Source organism: Aeromonas sobria, from assembly GCF_006243315.1.
Lineage (GTDB): Bacteria > Pseudomonadota > Gammaproteobacteria > Enterobacterales > Aeromonadaceae > Aeromonas > Aeromonas sobria_A.
In genome coordinates this window covers 23093-40770 of record NZ_NKWE01000060.1, presented here as the reverse complement: position 1 = coordinate 40770, position 17678 = coordinate 23093, and the positions used below count along the sequence as shown (strand labels likewise).

At 47.8% G+C, this 17678-nt stretch carries 19 protein-coding genes and 1 pseudogene; 14 read left to right on the top strand and 6 right to left on the bottom strand.

The annotated features are described in order from the left end of the window. Nucleotides 1–1107 precede the first annotated feature (1107 nt). Nucleotides 1108–2316: a tyrosine-type recombinase/integrase gene (locus tag CF137_RS18830; RefSeq protein WP_139442878.1), complete on the top strand. Its 1209-nt coding sequence runs from the start codon at nt 1108–1110 to the stop codon at nt 2314–2316. A gap of 43 nt (nt 2317–2359) precedes the next feature. On the opposite strand, the pseudogene CF137_RS18825 reads toward CF137_RS18830, so the two are convergent. The 3 genes and pseudogenes from CF137_RS18825 to CF137_RS18815 form a co-directional block, all read right to left on the bottom strand. Further along, nucleotides 2360–2863: pseudogene (locus tag CF137_RS18825) on the bottom strand (tetratricopeptide repeat protein); the annotation flags it as partial. A 756-nt stretch (nt 2864–3619) separates the two neighbouring features. Beyond that, nucleotides 3620–4021 carry an H-NS family histone-like protein gene (locus CF137_RS18820; RefSeq protein ID WP_139442880.1) on the bottom strand — a complete coding sequence of 134 codons (402 nt, stop codon included), beginning with the start codon at nt 4019–4021 and terminating at the stop codon, nt 3620–3622. 880 nt (nt 4022–4901) lie between these two features. Further along, nucleotides 4902–7007 (bottom strand): hypothetical protein, encoded by a 2106-nt coding sequence (locus CF137_RS18815; RefSeq protein ID WP_139442882.1) that lies wholly within the window; start codon nt 7005–7007, stop codon nt 4902–4904. A gap of 334 nt (nt 7008–7341) precedes the next feature. Between CF137_RS18815 and CF137_RS18810 the strand changes: the two genes are divergently transcribed. The 4 genes from CF137_RS18810 to CF137_RS22420 all read left to right on the top strand — a co-directional run bounded on the left by CF137_RS18810 (nt 7342) and on the right by CF137_RS22420 (nt 10507). After that, a complete protein-coding gene (locus CF137_RS18810; RefSeq protein ID WP_139395871.1) occupies nt 7342–7569 on the top strand; it encodes a helix-turn-helix transcriptional regulator in 228 nt (75 codons plus the stop codon). Further along, on the top strand, nt 7566–9131 hold the full coding sequence (locus tag CF137_RS18805) for a YfjI family protein (protein WP_139442884.1): 1566 nt from the start codon (nt 7566–7568) through the stop codon (nt 9129–9131). The genes CF137_RS18810 and CF137_RS18805 overlap by 4 nt, the downstream gene beginning before the upstream one ends. Before the next feature lie 337 nt (nt 9132–9468). After that, a complete protein-coding gene (locus tag CF137_RS18800) occupies nt 9469–10347 on the top strand; it encodes a YagK/YfjJ domain-containing protein (RefSeq protein WP_139442885.1) in 879 nt (292 codons plus the stop codon). 31 nt (nt 10348–10378) lie between these two features. After that, nucleotides 10379–10507, top strand: a complete 129-nt coding sequence (locus CF137_RS22420; protein WP_265176764.1) for a hypothetical protein — start codon at nt 10379–10381, stop codon at nt 10505–10507. Between the two features lies 1 nt (nt 10508). Here the strand turns inward: CF137_RS22420 and CF137_RS18795 are convergent, their stop codons facing one another. Continuing rightward, nucleotides 10509–11105, bottom strand: a complete 597-nt coding sequence (locus CF137_RS18795) for a hypothetical protein (protein WP_139442887.1) — start codon at nt 11103–11105, stop codon at nt 10509–10511. A 14-nt stretch (nt 11106–11119) separates the two neighbouring features. Further along, the gene (locus CF137_RS18790; protein ID WP_139442889.1) at nt 11120–11803 is read right to left on the bottom strand and encodes a hypothetical protein; all 684 of its coding nucleotides are present in this window, start codon (nt 11801–11803) and stop codon (nt 11120–11122) included. Nucleotides 11804–11979: 176 nt separating this feature from the next. Here CF137_RS18790 and CF137_RS18785 point away from each other — a divergent pair, with 176 nt between their 5' ends. Continuing rightward, a complete protein-coding gene (locus CF137_RS18785) occupies nt 11980–12930 on the top strand; it encodes a DUF932 domain-containing protein (RefSeq protein ID WP_139442891.1) in 951 nt (316 codons plus the stop codon). Nucleotides 12931–12941: 11 nt separating this feature from the next. Then, nucleotides 12942–13502: a lecithin retinol acyltransferase family protein gene (locus CF137_RS18780; protein WP_139442893.1), complete on the top strand. Its 561-nt coding sequence runs from the start codon at nt 12942–12944 to the stop codon at nt 13500–13502. On the opposite strand, the gene CF137_RS18775 is transcribed toward CF137_RS18780, so the two are convergent. Continuing rightward, a complete protein-coding gene (locus tag CF137_RS18775; RefSeq protein ID WP_139442895.1) occupies nt 13491–13835 on the bottom strand; it encodes a helix-turn-helix domain-containing protein in 345 nt (114 codons plus the stop codon). The genes CF137_RS18780 and CF137_RS18775 overlap by 12 nt on opposite strands. Nucleotides 13836–13982: 147 nt before the next feature. Between CF137_RS18775 and CF137_RS18770 the strand changes: the two genes are divergently transcribed. The 7 genes from CF137_RS18770 (at nt 13983) to CF137_RS18740 (ending at nt 17638) form a co-directional block, all read left to right on the top strand. Beyond that, complete coding sequence (locus CF137_RS18770; protein WP_139442897.1) at nt 13983–14774, top strand: hypothetical protein; 792 nt, start codon at nt 13983–13985, stop codon at nt 14772–14774. 67 nt (nt 14775–14841) lie between these two features. Further along, nucleotides 14842–15312, top strand: coding sequence for a hypothetical protein (locus CF137_RS18765; protein WP_139442898.1), 471 nt, complete (start codon nt 14842–14844; stop codon nt 15310–15312). Nucleotides 15313–15386: 74 nt separating this feature from the next. Continuing rightward, nucleotides 15387–15602, top strand: a complete 216-nt coding sequence (locus CF137_RS18760) for a hypothetical protein (RefSeq protein ID WP_139390252.1) — start codon at nt 15387–15389, stop codon at nt 15600–15602. Between the two features lie 104 nt (nt 15603–15706). Then, nucleotides 15707–16429 (top strand): hypothetical protein, encoded by a 723-nt coding sequence (locus CF137_RS18755; RefSeq protein WP_139442900.1) that lies wholly within the window; start codon nt 15707–15709, stop codon nt 16427–16429. A 79-nt stretch (nt 16430–16508) separates the two neighbouring features. Beyond that, nucleotides 16509–16934: a DUF2787 domain-containing protein gene (locus CF137_RS18750; RefSeq protein WP_139442901.1), complete on the top strand. Its 426-nt coding sequence runs from the start codon at nt 16509–16511 to the stop codon at nt 16932–16934. Nucleotides 16935–16944: 10 nt separating this feature from the next. After that, nucleotides 16945–17373 (top strand): hypothetical protein, encoded by a 429-nt coding sequence (locus tag CF137_RS18745; RefSeq protein WP_139442903.1) that lies wholly within the window; start codon nt 16945–16947, stop codon nt 17371–17373. Then, nucleotides 17348–17638 (top strand): hypothetical protein, encoded by a 291-nt coding sequence (locus tag CF137_RS18740; RefSeq protein WP_139395857.1) that lies wholly within the window; start codon nt 17348–17350, stop codon nt 17636–17638. The genes CF137_RS18745 and CF137_RS18740 overlap by 26 nt, the downstream gene beginning before the upstream one ends. Nucleotides 17639–17678: the final 40 nt, after the last annotated feature.

Below are 17678 nucleotides of genomic sequence, written 5' to 3'. Positions count from 1 at the left end.
ACTAATTTTAAAGGCCTTCCCTAACGGGAAGGCCTTTTTGCTATGGGCGAATTTTTCCCATTGAGCAGCATTTTTGAATACAAAAGCCCGGTCTCTTGCCCGGGCTTTGTCATTTTTAGTATGCAAAACAGCCCACATCTGGCTTTTACCTGCCGAAAGAGGGCCAGACAGCCTGCCATTCCCGCCATTTAGTATCTATATCCCGGCCTTTTCGGTCGATTTGCAACCATGTGAACAGGGCTGTGGTCGGCTGTACAAACAAAAAGACCTCCCGTTGGGAAGGCCCCAGACTGATGACAAACCCCTAGAGGCCGATCCCGGGGGTTGATCTAATTACTGCATGGTCAACCAATGGACTGCACCATGCTCCGAGAACCCGCGCTCCATCCTGGATATTCGTCCTTTACCACCACGTCGGTGTGCCGAGCTGGGTAATCCGTGTAGCCCCTTGAGTTATTCGATAGGGAGGGTTCCCGCTACCTCAATGATGCCTTTTTCCCATGTGGCTTGATGTGCTTCAATCGCGGCCAAAAAGTGGTGATTCCAGTGGAAGGCCCTGCCCGCAATGGTTAGAGCCTGGCGGAGATGCGCACCTTCAATGAGGACTTTCCAGCATTGTGTCTTATGCGGTCAGGCCATAAGGGTGTTACTGGTGAGCTGGCACTCTTTGCAACTGTCGCGATCCAGCCTAAGGGGGCTGGCTGGGCAGCATCGGCCCGTACCGCAGGATACATGCTCAGGGAGGTCATTAAATATGGGCAGCTCAAAGCACGGCTGCGGATCACTACTGCATTCAGATAAGTGATGGCTAAGATCGCATGCAGTGGCTCACTCTGCCTGGCGCTGACCCATAAGGTGGGGGATGAGTGATTCAGCCAAAATCGCAGATACAAAAAAGCCCAACCGAATTAATCAGTTGGGCTATATAGATGGCGGAGGAGGTGCCCGCCGCAATCAAGTCCAACCAACTCCACGCCCATCCATCAAGCCCTTTACTATCAGTGCATTAGACGCACATGCTGTCCAATCCACCCCAATCACATATTACCACTGCGCATGCTTGGTGGCATACTGTGTGGCATATTCAATTCTCAAGGAGGTTACCTGATGGCAATCCTCACCGATACCAAAGCTCGTAGCATCAAGCCTGAAGATAAACCCCTTGCTCATGGTGGGGTCACCGGGTTGACGCTACACCCTTCTACTGCCAAGGGTAGAGGCAAGTGGGTATTCCGCTATGTCAGCCCATTGACGAAGAAACGACGTAATGCAGGCCTCGGGACTTACCCCGAGATCTCCATCGCTGACGCAGCTCGAGACGCACAGGCAATGCGGGAACAGCTGGCGAATAATTTGGATCCGCTAGAGGTCCGGCTGCAGGAGCAGAACAAGCCGAAGATCCCGACGTTGGAAGTATCGGCCAGATTGGTCTACGAAAGCTTGCTACCAGGTTGGAAGAACCCTAAACACGGTAAACAATGGATCACCACATTGGAGCAATATGCCTTTCCTACCATTGGCGCTATCTCCATTGATGCGATAACTCCAGCTCATATCGCTTCAGTCCTGCAACCGATATGGCTGACGATCCCGGAAACGGCAAGCCGTGTTAAGCAACGCCTACACGCAGTCATGGCTTGGGCATGGGCTCACGGCTATACCTCTGCAAACCCGGTGGATGTGGTGAGTCACTTACTACCGGCCCAACCCAGCAAATCCGTGCGGGTAGAACACCAGCCTGCAATGCCTTGGCGTGATATTCCCGCCTTTGTGCAAAAGCATCTGCGAACAGCGCAACAGTACGATGTAACCCGCTCCATGCTGGAGCTCTTGATCCTGACTGCATGTCGCTCAGGTGAAGTCAGAGCCATGAAGTGGTCAGAAGTAGACTTGGAAGCAAAGATCTGGACTTTGCCTGCCGAGCGTATGAAAGCCAAGCAACAACATCGTGTTCCGTTATCTCTTCGTGCCGTCGAAATCCTGAAGGGGTTAAGGGGATTACATGACGAGTTGGTATTCCCATCCCCCAGAGATCAGGTACCGCTCTCAGACACAGTGCTGACGATGTTTCTGAGAAGAGCGAAAGCGGAGAGCTGTACTCCTGGCAGAATGGCAACTGCTCATGGCTTTCGTTCCAGCTTTCGAGACTGGTGCAGCGAGCAGGGCTATGCGCGGGATCTCGCTGAACGAGCGTTAGCCCATACAGTGCAGAACAAGGTAGAAGCTGCGTACCACCGTACTGACTTGCTGGATCAGCGACGTCCAATGATGGATGCCTGGGCTGAGTTTGTGGCTGGTTATTTGCCCATTGAATAAGAAGAAAGCGGCCATTTGGCCGCTTTCTTCTATGTTCTTTTTTTTAGCTTTTCTTGGCGGGCGATGACATCTTGCCAAACCAGTGCTCAGAGAGTTTCTGCGCTTGTTTGACTTCCGGCTTGGTCATCGCTGCTTCCAGCTCATCACGAGCCTGCACGGCTTCCGGCATCCCTTCAGTGGCAGCAAGTGAGAGCCAGGCATAGGCATGCACTCGGTTACGCGGTGCCCCCAGGCCTTCCTCTCGCAATGTCCCCATTCGGTATTGCGCCATGCGATCACCTTGCTGGGCCGCCAGGCGATACTGCTTGAGGGCCAGCGCGTAATCCTCTTTGCCACCTTGTCCCAGACGTAACATTTCACCATAGGTGTACTGCGCGGCAATGAGTCCTTGTTGGGCAGCCTTGGCATAGCTGGCTCTGGCCTGCTCCAGTTCACCTTGCTCCTGCTGTAATGCTCCCAGATCGAACCATGCCTTGGTCACGCCACCGTCAGCAGCCCGAGTTAACCAATAGATCTGCTGTTTCCGGTCTACCTGCAGCACCCGCAGTAGATACTGCTGCCCACCCTTGCTGGGTACTCGTTGCTCATCGAACACAACGATCCCGGACAACGCTCGAACCCTGGCAAAATCTCGCTCTATGGACCAAGGCGAGACGCCAAACACGTCTGCGGCTTCACGGGCGCTGATTGCTCGCGGCTGTTCGTGCAGCCAATGTGCTTACTTGCAAGTAACGCGGCAAAGGTGGATTCGGATTGATAGACATGTAATTCCGTCATTACGCTGGGTGATGGGTAGGCACATTGGACTACCCATGGAGCGATTTGTTCAGGTAATCACAATAAACTTCCTGGCTAACTACTTGTCAGCAAGGCTTGGGCTTCGTCGCGTATCGCACAATATCGCTGTGTGAGGAGTGATCGTTTTTCAACTCGCCAACCGCCATATTTAGCTAGCCAGCGCCTGGGGCAACGTGGATCCCAACTATCAATGGCTTCGCGTAATCGCGCATCCAAATCGGTACGCTCTGCGTCTAAGTCTTTTATGGCTGGCATCAGGATCGGCTATGAGGAACTCGGTGGTTATCGTAGTGCTGACGAGAGGAATTGAACTGGTGACCTACTGAGCTAAGCCAGCATCATGCGCATGCTAAAGGATGTTTTGAATAATGTCATTAGAGCTGGCCTCTGTCATGCGACAGATCATTACCTAGTATTCCTGGTTCGTCACAACGAGAGCTGGCACTAATTAGCCACGAAGCACGTAAAAAGAAAGGCCACACCGTGAGGGCATGGCCTTGTCTATTTAGATGAGGAAGTCATCCAGCTGACGACCTTGCTCGAGCTGTTCAGCCAGGAACTTGGGTGTGCGGCCCTGACCGGTCCAGGTTTTCTCTACGCCATTCTCAACGTAACGGTATTTCGGGGGCCGAGGTGCTCGTTTCGCTTTAGCCGCAGTCGCTGCTGCTGGGGCACAGCCTACCAACTCAGTCGGGTCAATACCAGCCTGAGCCAACATCGCTTGGAACTCAGCCAGCTTTTGCTGACGTTCTGCATTGGCTGCTTGCTCTTTCTCTGCCTGCTCTAAACGCTCCAGATAAATCGATTCAATCTTCTCGTGGGCTTCTTTTACTTGTTCCAGAGACAACTCGCGCATTGCTGCGCGTAGGCTACGGATGTTCAACAGCACTTTCAAAAATTCACTCATAGATATCCTTTAATTAAATACTAAAAACCATACAGCCAGTCATCTCTATAGTTCACAACATGGAACATCATACTGCGATATAAGACTTTGCGAGGAGTATAGGATAGTATCATTGTGATAGCGATACAAGCAATCCAATATATACAAGCAGCCGTGACACCGAATGCCTATCAGGTCCTACCATCATAATGCCTACATGAACTTACTTACCCCATGCCCTCACGGGCATTATAGATAAAAACACATGGAGAAAATAAATGACTTCGTTTTTTAAATGGATGCCACCAAGTGTGGATAAATATATCTATAGAATATACCAAGTTCTGATGTACAGCTTGTCAATAAATTTAATCATAGGTGTTTGGCAATTATATTCACCAGTATTAATTTATATCTAACCATGACTTTATATTCATGTTCGCAATTAGTTACGTACAGATCCGGTAATAAAATATGCAAGCCAAAAAATAACCTCTATTGAGTCCTCTCGTGTGATATTTTTGATATTCGTATCAAATAATATCTGTGAATATCACATTTATAACACTGGTGGTTAAAAATCAGAACCGACTTAGATAAGGCTGGCGGAGCTTACCATTATAGCCCGCTAAATAACTGATCCTAATAGTGCTACATCTTGCCGGAAGCCTTGTGGCGTAAGGCATTTGTGCAATCTGGCGAGAAAGCCTGAAGTGACAAGGCTTAGCGCACGATGCGTGCTCCATGTCACTTGTAGAAGCTGTACGAGTGCAGTGATCTACTATTCGGAACAGCAATTTAGTTACAGAAAACGAATCATTTGATGCCAACACGAGACTCCTCTCCGGCAAAGCCGGAGAGGAGTCAATTGCGCACATCTCAGTTTTTTGGTCTGAAGACATCACTGTTTTTTGTGCTTTTCGTCTAACGTTTGATGGTATTGATAAGCCCGAAACAACAACTCTACCACTCGTGTATTTTTACCTAACTCAACAATGTTTTCGACATTATCACCAGGGACAGAAAAAAATGTGATAATGGTTAAGTGATCTAAGAGGCAGACCCCTAGAGATGAACCATCTACACAATGGATGAGATTTTTTGTTAGCTCTCTTCTTGTAATTATTTTTGCATGGAATAGATTTCTTGCAAAAACAATAGGCTCCACATCAGTGCTTACATTATCAAGACCCAGAAGTATTTTTCCACAAATGTTATTCAGATTATCGAGTAAATTATGTATAATTAAAGGAGATGCATAATTAACCTTTAAAAGGTTAACCTTGGCAACACTTTCCACACCATCTAAATAACTTTCATTTATAGCTGTGTGGCGTGCAACCGTAAAGTTATAACTATAGATAGCTTGAGCTATAATACTGTTGTAGGTATTTCCACCACGAATAATTGAGAATCTAATGTAATTATCTATAGAAAGCCAAGCGTCACTACATTCATTACCATCCGAATATATAACGTGAGGTGACTTAATAACAGGAATGGCTATCATACCCTGGTGGTTTATAATATCATTCACGAGTGGATTCATTGATTTATTCTTAATGCGTTCTCTTTTTAACAAATAGGTCAGACCTATTTGAAGAACCGCAAAAGCATACTTTATAAAGCCAAATAGTGGAAGTTTACCTCTGTCGTTGCTTATAACGCTATCCAAAGCAGCATTAGCATCACCACACTTAATAAAGTTAAGTGCATCTATAAGTGGTATATATTGACAAAAATATGAATTTATCTCTATGTTATTTGACTTGTCTTTTATAAGGCTAGTAATGTTCGCGACTTCAGCTATATTGAATACAGTAAAATTAACAGATTTAGCCTGTTCGAAAATGTCTTGTTGACTGATAATCATCGGTGTATTTAATTGAGGAGGTAAGGATACCATTTTAGACAAGTAATTTTCTTCAACAACAAGTGAATGCAATAACTTCTGTAAGTGATCGGGGATACCAACGAATAAATATTTATTTGCAGTTTGCTCTTGGATGTAACCAAGTATTTTTTTGACATTTTCCAATCGTTTATCACTTAAAATCTTCTCAGGCCTCATGTTGAAAGCATGACATTTTATAATTTCAATGGCATTAACTTGTTGGTAATTGTCATTAATAGCGTAATCTATGCTCATGAATAGACTGTGAATGTTTTCATCATCCCCATCAATAATACTGTTGTAAATGTCGTAAAAATGACCAAATTCTTTTGTTTTCTTTCCTATATCTTGCAAAATTATAATGGCAGTATAGGCTGCCTTAATTTTTTCTATAATCTCAATGAGTTTATCTATTATTGTTTTTTCATAGCCCTTCTTAGATAAATTACCGATGCAAGTTTCAATGCGTTCATATAAAGTCACACAGGTCTGATTTCCATTTTTTGGAAGTCCATCCATGTAATCAATAATCTCCGGGATTATTATTTCAGGCTTTATGCAAGTTCCATAATTAATTCCAGGGGATAAATCAGTCGATATAAACAGGAAGTTGATATATTCTTTTAAATATTTTTTAGCAACATTTTTATTTTGCATTTTAACACCGGAATATAGCTTGACTATACCCTCCATTCTTAAAATGCGGTCCAGATGAGTGTAGATAGAACTTTCTTCCCCATACTCACAAAAAATGCATATATCAATAGCTATTATAGGTATTAATATGGTCCTGACGTAATATCTATCTTGGTCGTCAGTAAGCGCTGATATAAAAAGACTTTGATGTGCCACTTCGTTATATATACATTCTAATATATCAACATGATTCGATGCCATAGAGGGCGGTATATTACAACCAGCATGTAGATGCTCACATATCCTCTTCAGTCTTGGCAAGTGACCATCTGTATCACATATTGATTGAAAGTATTCACGGTGTGCATCATAGGGTGACCTACTTATTTGTTGATCTTTCCGAGACTCATCATGATGAGCAAGAGCAAGTGTGTCCGCTATGGAATAAATTAATGCAGCAAAAGGATGTGTCTTCATCGTTTACCTATTGGATCGGCGTAAATTTACATCACGGATTATCTCACCTCTTATACCTGCACTGCTATCCATCTTATCGTCTAGTCGTGTCGTGCCCTTCGCCAGATGAATGATTTGTCCTTACCCACCTCACGCGGCAATCGCAGTTAACCAATGCAGTTCATGTGCAGAAGCCACTGCACAGGTTAATGAAAATAAAAGCATAATATAATCAATAACATACTGACTGCGCCATCATTTTCCCGTTGGGTTCGCAATTTGCCCCCTGCACGGGATGCCACGGGAAAACCATAATGCGAGCTCATTCGGTCACACAGTAGAAGGAGAGCACGCAATGCCACACACCACAGATCGCATCATTAGGCTGCCAGAACTCACAGAGATGATTGGTCTAGCCAGATCAACCATTTATGACAAGCTAGACATCAAGTCAAAACGTTACGACAGCGATTTTCCGCAAGCAATAAAGCTGGGTTTGTCAGCTGTCGGCTGGCGTCAAAGTGACGTCAACCAATGGATTGAAAATCGTTCAAAAAAATCAACTAAAGGATGTGAGAAATGAATATTCGCCGAGAAATCAGGAGCGCTATCGAAAACTTGGATGAAAAAATCCTAGCCCCCTTGGATGATGTTTCTCACGCAACAAAAGCACCTGAGTTTATGATATTAAGTCAGATGCTTTCAGTGATGAGTATAGCTGCGCAACCTTTGGTTGACATTAGAACACCTGTGGGTATGCAGTTACCTGTTTCACTGTATTTTCTCATTCTTGCCGCATCCGGTGAGCGGAAAAGTACGGTTGATAAGTTATTGATGAAGTCTATCCGTGAATATGAACTCTCTTTGGCAACAAAGACAGAAGCTACATATGCGAATTATGTAATAGAACTTGAATTGTGGGAACTGAAGCAAAAGGCTCTAAAAAAATGCTTAGAAAAAAATCATCATGATAGCACTACCTTTAACGAAGCTGCCGAAGAATGGCGTTTACATCAATTATGTAAACCGATTCAACCAATCACTAGACGAGTGCTGATAGATGATATTTCAGGTGCGAAACTGAAAATGATGCTATCAGAAAAAAATTCCTCATTGGCACTGACTTCAGATGAGGGGGGGACCCTACTATCTAGCGAGCTGATAAAAGACCATTCACTTTTTTGTTCGCTATGGTCTGGGCAAACGATAAGAATCGATAGGGCCAACAACACTGAGATACTAATTGATGGTGCTCGCCTCACAATAAGCATCCAGGTTCAACCTGATATATACACATCATTTAGAGAAAAAAGTGGGGCTTCATTCAGAAGCTCTGGACTTGATGCTCGTTTTTTGTTTTGTGAACCAACATCTGAGATTGGCAATAGATTTGAGGATGAGTCTGTAGATAGTGACTTGCCATTCCAGGGCTTAAATGCATTGTGCAATTTTAATACAAGAATTGAAGCTTTGCTGAGAGAGGGGGAAGCTTGTATAGCTCGTCACTGTTTGAAAATGACAGATAATGCCGAAATATTGTGGCGTCAAAAATTCAATGAGATTGAAGCTCATATGCAACGTGGTGAATACCTGATGGACTATACAGATTTTGGCTCAAAGTTTATGGAGCAGGTTTCACGTATCGCAGCCGTTCTTCATGTTTTTACTCACACTGACTATAAAGAGCACTCTGTTAATTACAAAACTATGGATATGGCTATTCACTTGACAGAAATATACTTGCATCAGGCCTTGGAAATTTTTACAAAGCCTGACAAAAAAGATCTGTCAGACCAAAAAGATGCTGACACATTACTCGCCTGGATTAAGCATAACTGGCGGAATAAGTGGATTTTAAAAAGTGACATAAGACGAAGTGGCCCCTATTGCATGCGTGATTTAGGCAGGTTAGATCGCGCAATTGAGATCCTTATTGCTACGGGAGACATTTATTGCTTCAGGAGAAAGCAGTCCCTGCTCATCTCCTTGTCATGGGATAGACATCCAAGTTACATACGTGACCGTTATAGGCTGGAGGAAAATTGTGGACGAATTAAAGGGTTGGTCCCCTATTACGGAAAATATAAATCAAAAATGCCATTGCGTATTCAACGCACACGTAAATTATTAGATGCATTCTGTTGAATGAGAACTCTCGACATAAACGATAAGCTATGCATGCAAGTCATCTGAGATATTTCTAAAGACATATATGAATCCATAAGTTTACAGAAGCCTGAATTCCATATATTTAGTGTTTGCACTATTTTTAGTGCACATAGTTACATATGCATAGGTTGAAACCAGCATTATTAACTTACCAATGAAATCCATTTGGTTAAGTGGTTTATATTATTCATTAATCAATTGCTATTCATTAATCAATTACCCATTAATCAATCAATTGAATTCATTCATCAGTCAATATCAATAGGATTGGCATCCACCAATCCTATTGCCACTCTTCATTGAGGAACTACTCGTGTCTACAGACATACTGGACTTCATTAAAGACTTCGAATCTGACTATCCATCATTCAGCATCCATGCTTTCCAAAAAGCAATGGATGCAGTAACCAAACACTACTATCAATACCAAGAGGCTAAATCAGCTCAACCCTCAGTTGAGCTATTTCTAAAATCCTTCTATCAGTACCGAGACCTGAATGTATTTGACAAATGTTTATCTGCTGAAGCACGCAGTGAACTTTTGACTGAGCTAGAATACGTTCTAGAGGATTTCATGAGTGATCTGATGTCACCGCACCATCAACTACGGCTACGCAATCTGAGACGTTCTGAGAAGCGTAATAGCGCAAGTATAAAATCGTATGTAGATGAACTATTTGCCAAGCATGCAAAACTACTGGTTGTACGAGTAGATTTCCACTTTAGAGACTCAGTGACTATCGAAGAAGCTCAAGAGGAACGAGAGTGGTATTTACGTTCGGTTAAGCGAGAGTACAAATCACTGGTCGGTTATGTGTGGAAGTTAGAATATGGCAAGCACCGGGAATATCATTATCACATTGCATTCTTCTTCAATGGCAATATTGTGCAGAACGATATCCGGATAGGCCGTTTATTAGGTGGAGCTTGGAAAGCTGGTAGTTATCACAATTGCAATGCTGATAAGCAAAAGTACGAAGAATGGGGTACGTACGGTATTGGAGAGGTGCATTGGGATGATTCGAACAAACGGCAGAGGCTATTAGATCATGCCCTGAACTATTTGTTCAAAATGGATGAGAGGTTACTGGCTACGATGTTTGAGCGTTCCCGTAGCGTAGGCAAGATGGAGGTGCCTCACAGAAGCAGTAAAGGTGGGAGACCGAGGGTTCTCAGGGTCTCTCTGGAGTAGTATCTTATTGGCTCCCGACCTGGAGTCACGAATGACCATCGAGCAACTTGCCAGATCCACACGCAGCGTCTTTGAGCTGCACTACGAGAGCCTAACTGGTCTGCCCTTCTTCACCAGTTTCCCCCTGAACTGCTGTCAGGGGGCCTCTGTGGTGTTTTAAGCTATATCTTACTGGGGAGATGGGCCAGCTGACTGGAGATCCAGTCGTGGATATCACCGGGGGTTGCAATGACAGTCTCCAGACTGAAGCGTTTCACACAACAGGCCACTTCTGGGTAATCCTGATCCTGAGTGGTCCAGACATCATGCTTAGCCCAAGGATACTCTTCAGCAATGTCATCCCAACTGTACGCAGCATCTTTCGTGTAGCAGTACAGATGCAACTCCAGTGAAGAGGAGCCAGTATGCGGGTCGTAGTCCATTGCCTCCGGTGCTGCATCGATGAACGCATCATCAGTGTTCAGGCGGAAGTAGAGCACGATGTCCCCTTGTTTCGCATGCTCCGACTGACCGCCTCGCTGGTAGCAGTAGAAGGACTGAAAAAGGGGTAAGAAGCTCCAAGCCGCTCGCGAAGACGGTTTAGAGGTGCTTTTTCCGATACCCTCGCCCTCCATGCTTCCCCAGAAACGAAAGTTGGCGTTGGCCGCTTCGCTCGCTAGTTTATCTAATTGCGGCAGGATCCGTTCATAAAAGCCCTCGAGCAAACGGTGAGCATGTCTGACCTGAGTGACCAGCGATCGTGCTTGGGATATTTCCATTTGTTATCTCCTTACTAACTCCAGTGTTGAAGTTGTTCGATACCAGTAGCCAAGGGCATGGCATCAGCCTTGTCCACCATCGGCAGCCAACTTGGGATAAGCGGAGCCATACCATAAAGTTCGAATGCGCTCTGCCAGTCACGCAGGATCGCTTTATCCTGACGAGTGCTAAAGAGCTCATTCTGTCGTAGCCAGCAGCGAAGCGGCTCCCATTCACAGGCAGACATGCTCTCAAAGCGCTCAGGTAATTCCGTCTGTTCCAGTGGTCTTGGTACTACGTTGCCCAAGGCGATGTAGTAGATCGTTTCATACTCGGCATAAGCCTCTTCAGTCGTGATGGCGTCCATTTGGTTAAACCACTGCGCTTGATACTGCGCTCCGCCGAATGGGGGTTTTACCTCAATGACGAATAACTCCCGAGCGAAGCGAAGAACTACGTCAGGTTCAACCTGCTCACCCAATGAATTCCTCAAACTAGGCCACAGATCTAACTCCATGAAATCTGATAGGTCGAGTTGCTGCCGCCCAAGCAGGAACGCTAATAGCGCCGATAATGCGCTATCTGAAAGATATGGGATTCGTCCAAAAAACGTCGCGGTGAGCAAGTCTTCACTGCGATGAAACACATCGCACCAACGTTGCGATTCATCCTCACGCCCAATCCGTCCAGCCTTACTACTCAAAATCGCTTGTAACATTTCCCCTCCAGCTTTTACTGCAGACCTAAGACATGATCCTCTCACCTTTCGATGATGAATACTCTGTAATAGCACACCAACTGAGCCTCCGATAAACCAAATCTCAGACATATGTTATCTCCATGAACCTACCTCAGGGACTGCCGAAGCAGTCCCTTTTTTCATTGGAGATCTCTATGGCTCATTTGATTGATTCCATGGCCTACACCGGCCAAACCCCTTGGCATGGCCTCGGCAATGTCTTACCCCCACAACAGTCCCTTGATGTCTGGCTGCAAGCCGCCGGGATGGACTGGACCATCGAGCAAAGCGATGTGCTGTATCTGGACTCGCCTGATAATCCCATCCTTCACACCTACCCCGACAGTAAAGTGCTCTACCGCTCCGATACCTTGGCACCACTGTCGGTGGTCTCACAGCGCTACAACGTGGTACAGCCCCATGAGGTGCTGCACTTCTATCAAGATTTGGTGGAGGCCGGTGGTTTCGAGCTGGAGACCGCTGGCTCACTCAAAGGTGGCCGCAAACTCTGGGCCTTGGCCAAGACAGGCCAGGATCTGATGCTCAAAGGCGGTGATCTGGTGAAGTCCTATCTGCTGCTGGCGACCAGCTGTGATGGGACGCTCTGTACCACGGCGCAATTCACCTCGGTGCGGGTAGTCTGCAACAACACCCTTCAGGTAGCAGTAGGTAACCAGTCCGCCGCCATCAAGGTGCCCCACTCAACCCAGTTTGACGCTGTAGCAGTGAAACAGGCTCTGGGGCTGGGGGTAAGCCAGTGGGACCATTTCGGTCAGCATGCTCAAGCGCTCAGCCAACGCCCTGTGGCACCTCAAGAGGCTCTGCGCTTTTTCAGTGAGTTGCTGGCACAGCCTCTGGATGAAGAGAGCATTGTACTCACCCGGCCTGTGCAGCGTTTACATGAGCTCTATCAAGGGGTGGGAATGGGGGCAGAGTTGGCCAGTTCGCACAACACTGCATGGGGGTTGGTCAATGCGGTGACCGAGTATGTCGATCACCATCGCCGTACCCGCAGCCAGGATCATCGGTTGGACTCCGCCTGGTTTGGCCAAGGCGCTCAACTCAAATCTCGTGCCTTGGCACAAGCCATCACCTTGCTGCAGTAGGAGGTCACAACATGTCCGCATTGAACTTTGGCGACCACCTTATCTCCCCGCGTATCGGTTATGAGCACCACGGGATCTACGTTGGTAACAATATGGTAATCCACTACCAGGGCCCCTTCTCGGGACACGACGCTTGCCAGATTGTCCGCTCCAGGCTCAGCCAGTTTTCCCAGGGAAATGACGTCCGAGTCCAGCAGCACCCCTATCGTTACTTCAGCAGGGAAGAGGCGGTCAATCGTGCCCGCCATCGTCTGGGGGAGCGCAGCTACAACCTGCTGTTCAACAACTGCGAGCACTTTGTGCTGTGGTGTATTGAAGACCGGCATCACTCACCTCAGGTCACCCGTGCCGCCCAAACGGTAATCGCCTCCCAGGTGGTGAAAACCTCGGTCGGAAAGCTGGCCTCCACGACCGGAGCCGGGCTGACCAGCGCCTATGTCAGTAGCACCGCTGCGACGTCCACTACGGCCTCCCTGGTTGCGCTTGGGAGCGCGCCTGCCTGGGCACCAGTGGCTGTGGGTGTTGTCGCGGCTTACGGTGTTCACAAACTGTGGGATTGGTTAACGGACTAACCGGCCAATCAGCGTCGTCATCATTTCCATCACCAGTTGCCGGTCATCATTACTCAGCGTTGCCAACTGCTGGCTGAGGATGATGGCCTGCTCCTGAGGGCGGGGGCTGGTTTCACGCAGCAAGTCCACCAGCTCACAGTCAAATATGTGAGCCAACTCAGCCAGTCGAACGATAGTGGGAACCACAATCCCCCGCTCCATGCGCGATACCGCTTCCATCCCAATCTGCAGTCGTTCCGCGACTTCCTCTTGGGTCATTCCCCGTTGTTGACGTTGATAAGCAATAGCTCTGCCCACTGCTTTGGCTAACGCGTCCTGATTGATATCCATCACACCTCCAGATTCAACTTTTAAAGTTGACACCCGGACTTGTTGACATGAAGGACTCAAAACGATGAGGATCGCCCTTAATGGTTGATTTTGGTTGAGGCTGGACCGAATGGGTCGAATTACATCAAGACATTTTAGAAGGAAACAAACATGAAAAAATCCATGCTATTGCTAGTAATGCTGGCAGCCACTCAGCAAGCACATGCCCTCAGTGAGTCAGCCGCTGATGCCCCAGGCTGGAAGCAGTTTGGTAACGCAGCTGAGGGATTCAGCTACGGTGTCTATAACCGGGCGGATTCATTCACCATTCGGTGTCACCCAAACAAGCCCGCCACCATCAATGTGGACATCATGAGTGTCGGAAAATACGGCTCTCAGGACTATCAAAGTGATTTCGTTTTTGAAGTGGATGGCAAGATCTTCATTGGTCACCGGGTTCTTCAAGACCAGAAAAGTTTTGAGGAACTCTGGACCGCACTGAGAAATGCGAAAGAACTAGGCGTATATCAACGCGAAAAAGGCAGCCGCAAATTTTCGTTCCCAACAGCGAACATTGCAAACACGCTACCAGCGCAGGGCTCGCCAGGCTTTCCTTGCCAATCACAAGAGACCTATGACGCCGCCGTCCTCGACGAAGACCTGGCTAACATCGAACCGCTGAAGGAGGGCGATGTACAGTTGAGAAAACGCGGTAATCCCTATTACGGCAAGACGACCTGGAACAAGTACCTGCTCGATATCACCAGCCGCAGCAACCGGATGGTGATCACCGATCTCAAGATCAACCGGGGTAGTTGCACGATCAACCCGCAAGCCAAGCTGCCCTTCCGGATGGGCTTTGGCGGCAAGATCACCTTATCGATGCAGCCAGCTGACTGTAATCCCCTCGAGGTGACGGTGACCACGCTGGGGGGCGAGCAGACCTTGTCGTTTGACCAGTAACGATGAGTGGCGATGCCCGCCATCTCCTAGATAAACAACCTACAACATTGAAATATAAGGAAATGACATGTCTGCCATTAATGAACTGAAAGATAAGTTGAATACAAAAACACTAAACTTTGTCTTGTTGGGCTTGGTGACCGGTAGCATCTATAACATTCTGTGGATGAATAAAGCGACGCAAGTCATCGCTGAGTCAACCAAGACCAAATTGGTAGATAACACATACATTATTTGGGTCAGCGTCTGTCTTGGTATGAGCTACCTGCTGTCTGGGACGGGGGACGACATGTTGAGTGTGCTGTCAGGCATTCTCACCATTGCCAGCATGGTGTTGCATATCGTGTGGGCATTTAAAGCCAGAGCTGCACTGACATCTTATGCACTGAACGAGCATCGCATTGACCTCAAGATGAATGTGTTTTACACCATCATCTTTCACATTTTCTATATCAATTACTGCATCAATGACTTACCTGAGGCAGAGCGGAAGCAACGGATCCTGAGTGGCCAGACAAGCCCTGCTGTAGAACGTTGATCCACCCCCTCCCCATTGGCAGCCTGCTCGGCTGCCAATTTTTATTCTTATTCATGCCTCAGGATGACACATCAATGAACAAAGCATTATCGATGCTGCTGGCAACCACGGTGCTGTTTGGTTGCTCAGATGTTAAAGAAAAACAATTTATCGCGGGATGCCAATCCAGCGGCGCACCGACCCAAGTTTGCGAGTGCATTGCGGATGAGCTGGATGGGAATTTTGAACATCCGACAGAGCGAGACCTCATTGACGCATCATTTGCGTGTCGTAAAACTTTTTCAAAGTAACCCCGATGGGATCTAAGCCAATAGCGATTGCCCTGTCATCCGTCACAGGGGGCATAAACGCTATATGCAACAGCGATCCGCATTAAAGTACAAAGGACTTCATCATGAAGACAAAAGTCATGATATTGGCGGGCTGCTTATCCTTGAGCGCTCATGTCACAGCTCAAGAGCAAGGGGAGTGGTACAGCTGGTTTGGGCCGGGTACGCAGGCCAATTATTCCATTGATGTCGATGGTGACACCACATTGACCATCGTCTGCAAAGATGCTGAACCGGTCTCGATGTTCGCGACGGTCAAGGGCAAAGAGTATGGCTCCGGAGAGCGTGATTTTAAGCTGATGATCGATGGTAACGAATACCTCAAGCCACCCTATCAGTTAGCGCAATTCGACCAGTTTTGGGACCAATTGCGTCAAGCTCAGACGCTCTATGTCACTACGCGACGTGGTGTAACTGAGATCCCGACAAAGGGGATTGATGTCCTCCCGGCATCAAACAGCCCAGACTACAGCTGCTATACCCAGCCGACCCGTGACGAGGTGAGTGGTCAACCACTGACTTCATCGGAAGCGCTCACTGAGGAAGAGGCTGACAGGGTGATCCAGGCTGCCACACAAGAGAATGATATCGACTTGGATCAGTTTGCCGTCCCTGCGACGACGGCAGATATGTCACAAACGCAAATGGGTGACAGGCACCTTTCCGCAACGGATGAAAGGCAAGCATGGTATGAGCGTATGTGGTACTCGGTGACTGAGCGCCTGGAACGTATTTACCACAAACTGCAACGCACAATGAGGACGATAGCCCGCATTTTTACCGCATAGCCTGATTGACGACACAGACCACGAACCAGAGGGAGGTCAACGCCTCCCTCTCTCTTTTTCATCCGTTCAGGAATACCCGATGACAATCCCCTTTCGTCAGGGTGGCTTTGCCCTGCCCGTTGACCAAGCATTGCTGGTTCAGCTTAACCAGGAAGTCGCTAAAACCGAGATCAATATCGAGCGCTTAACCCAACTGACCTTCAACTTTCGCAGCCCCACCTACAGCCCCGAGCAGGGAGGGGCTCACCCGGTCGAGATACGTCTGATACGCGGCCTTGATGGCTGGCTGTTCGATTACGTCACCGACTTCAGCTACCAGGGACTGGGCCAGGATGCCGAGCTCTGCAAGGAGCTCGATTTCAACTTCCTGGATGACGAACACTATCTGCAAGGGTGGGGGCCTATCCAGCGCTCAGAGGCCCATGAGTTATTCACCCTGTGGCAGACCAACTTTGTTGCCTACTGCCGGATGGCGTACTTCACCGTCACGGTCAGTGGGGATTAGGAGGTGTGTGATGACTAACGAACTGCCGCTCTCCCACACCTCACACCAGTGGCTGGGACTGGTTGCGGCCAAGGCCAAGCTGCAGCCAACTCGCCAGGGCGAGCGCTGGTTGCTGCACCTCACTCCTGGTAGCCCAAACGCCCGCACTGTCACGCTGCATTTGCGTTGGTCTAGCGTGCAGTGGCAGCTGCTCTCCCTCACCAATGCCGAGGACTGGCACACCATGAGCCAGCCGATAGATGAAATCTGTATGGACCCTAAGCGTCGGTGTTTTTGGCGCTGCCAGGCTGGCCCCGTCCCACTCTCTGAGCAGCCCCGTGTGTTGGCAAGTTTCCTGGCTGACCTGCAGCGTACCTGCACTCATCACGGTTATCGTGTGGAGAGTGACCCCTTACCCCAAGAGGAGGCACAAGATGCCAAAGCAACCGGTAGCCGTTGAACTTGAAGCCATCAATCGTAATGGCGAGACGCAGGTGGTGCGTGACAGTGGCCTGGCCGTGCAAGGCTACAGCGTTTATCTACGGGCCGTGGAAGCAAGCGGATTGGCACTGGCCACCTGGGTTGCTGACTACGACACCATAGGACCGGCTTACCAACTGGCGGAACGGCTAAGCCTCGCACTGGCTATCCCGTTGAACATGTTGGTCCCCGAACCGCTGATGCCGGAACCTACAACAGTTGGAGCTATCTGCAACACCAACTGAATAACCTTTCGAGCCAACCAACATCCAACCTTTGACCTCG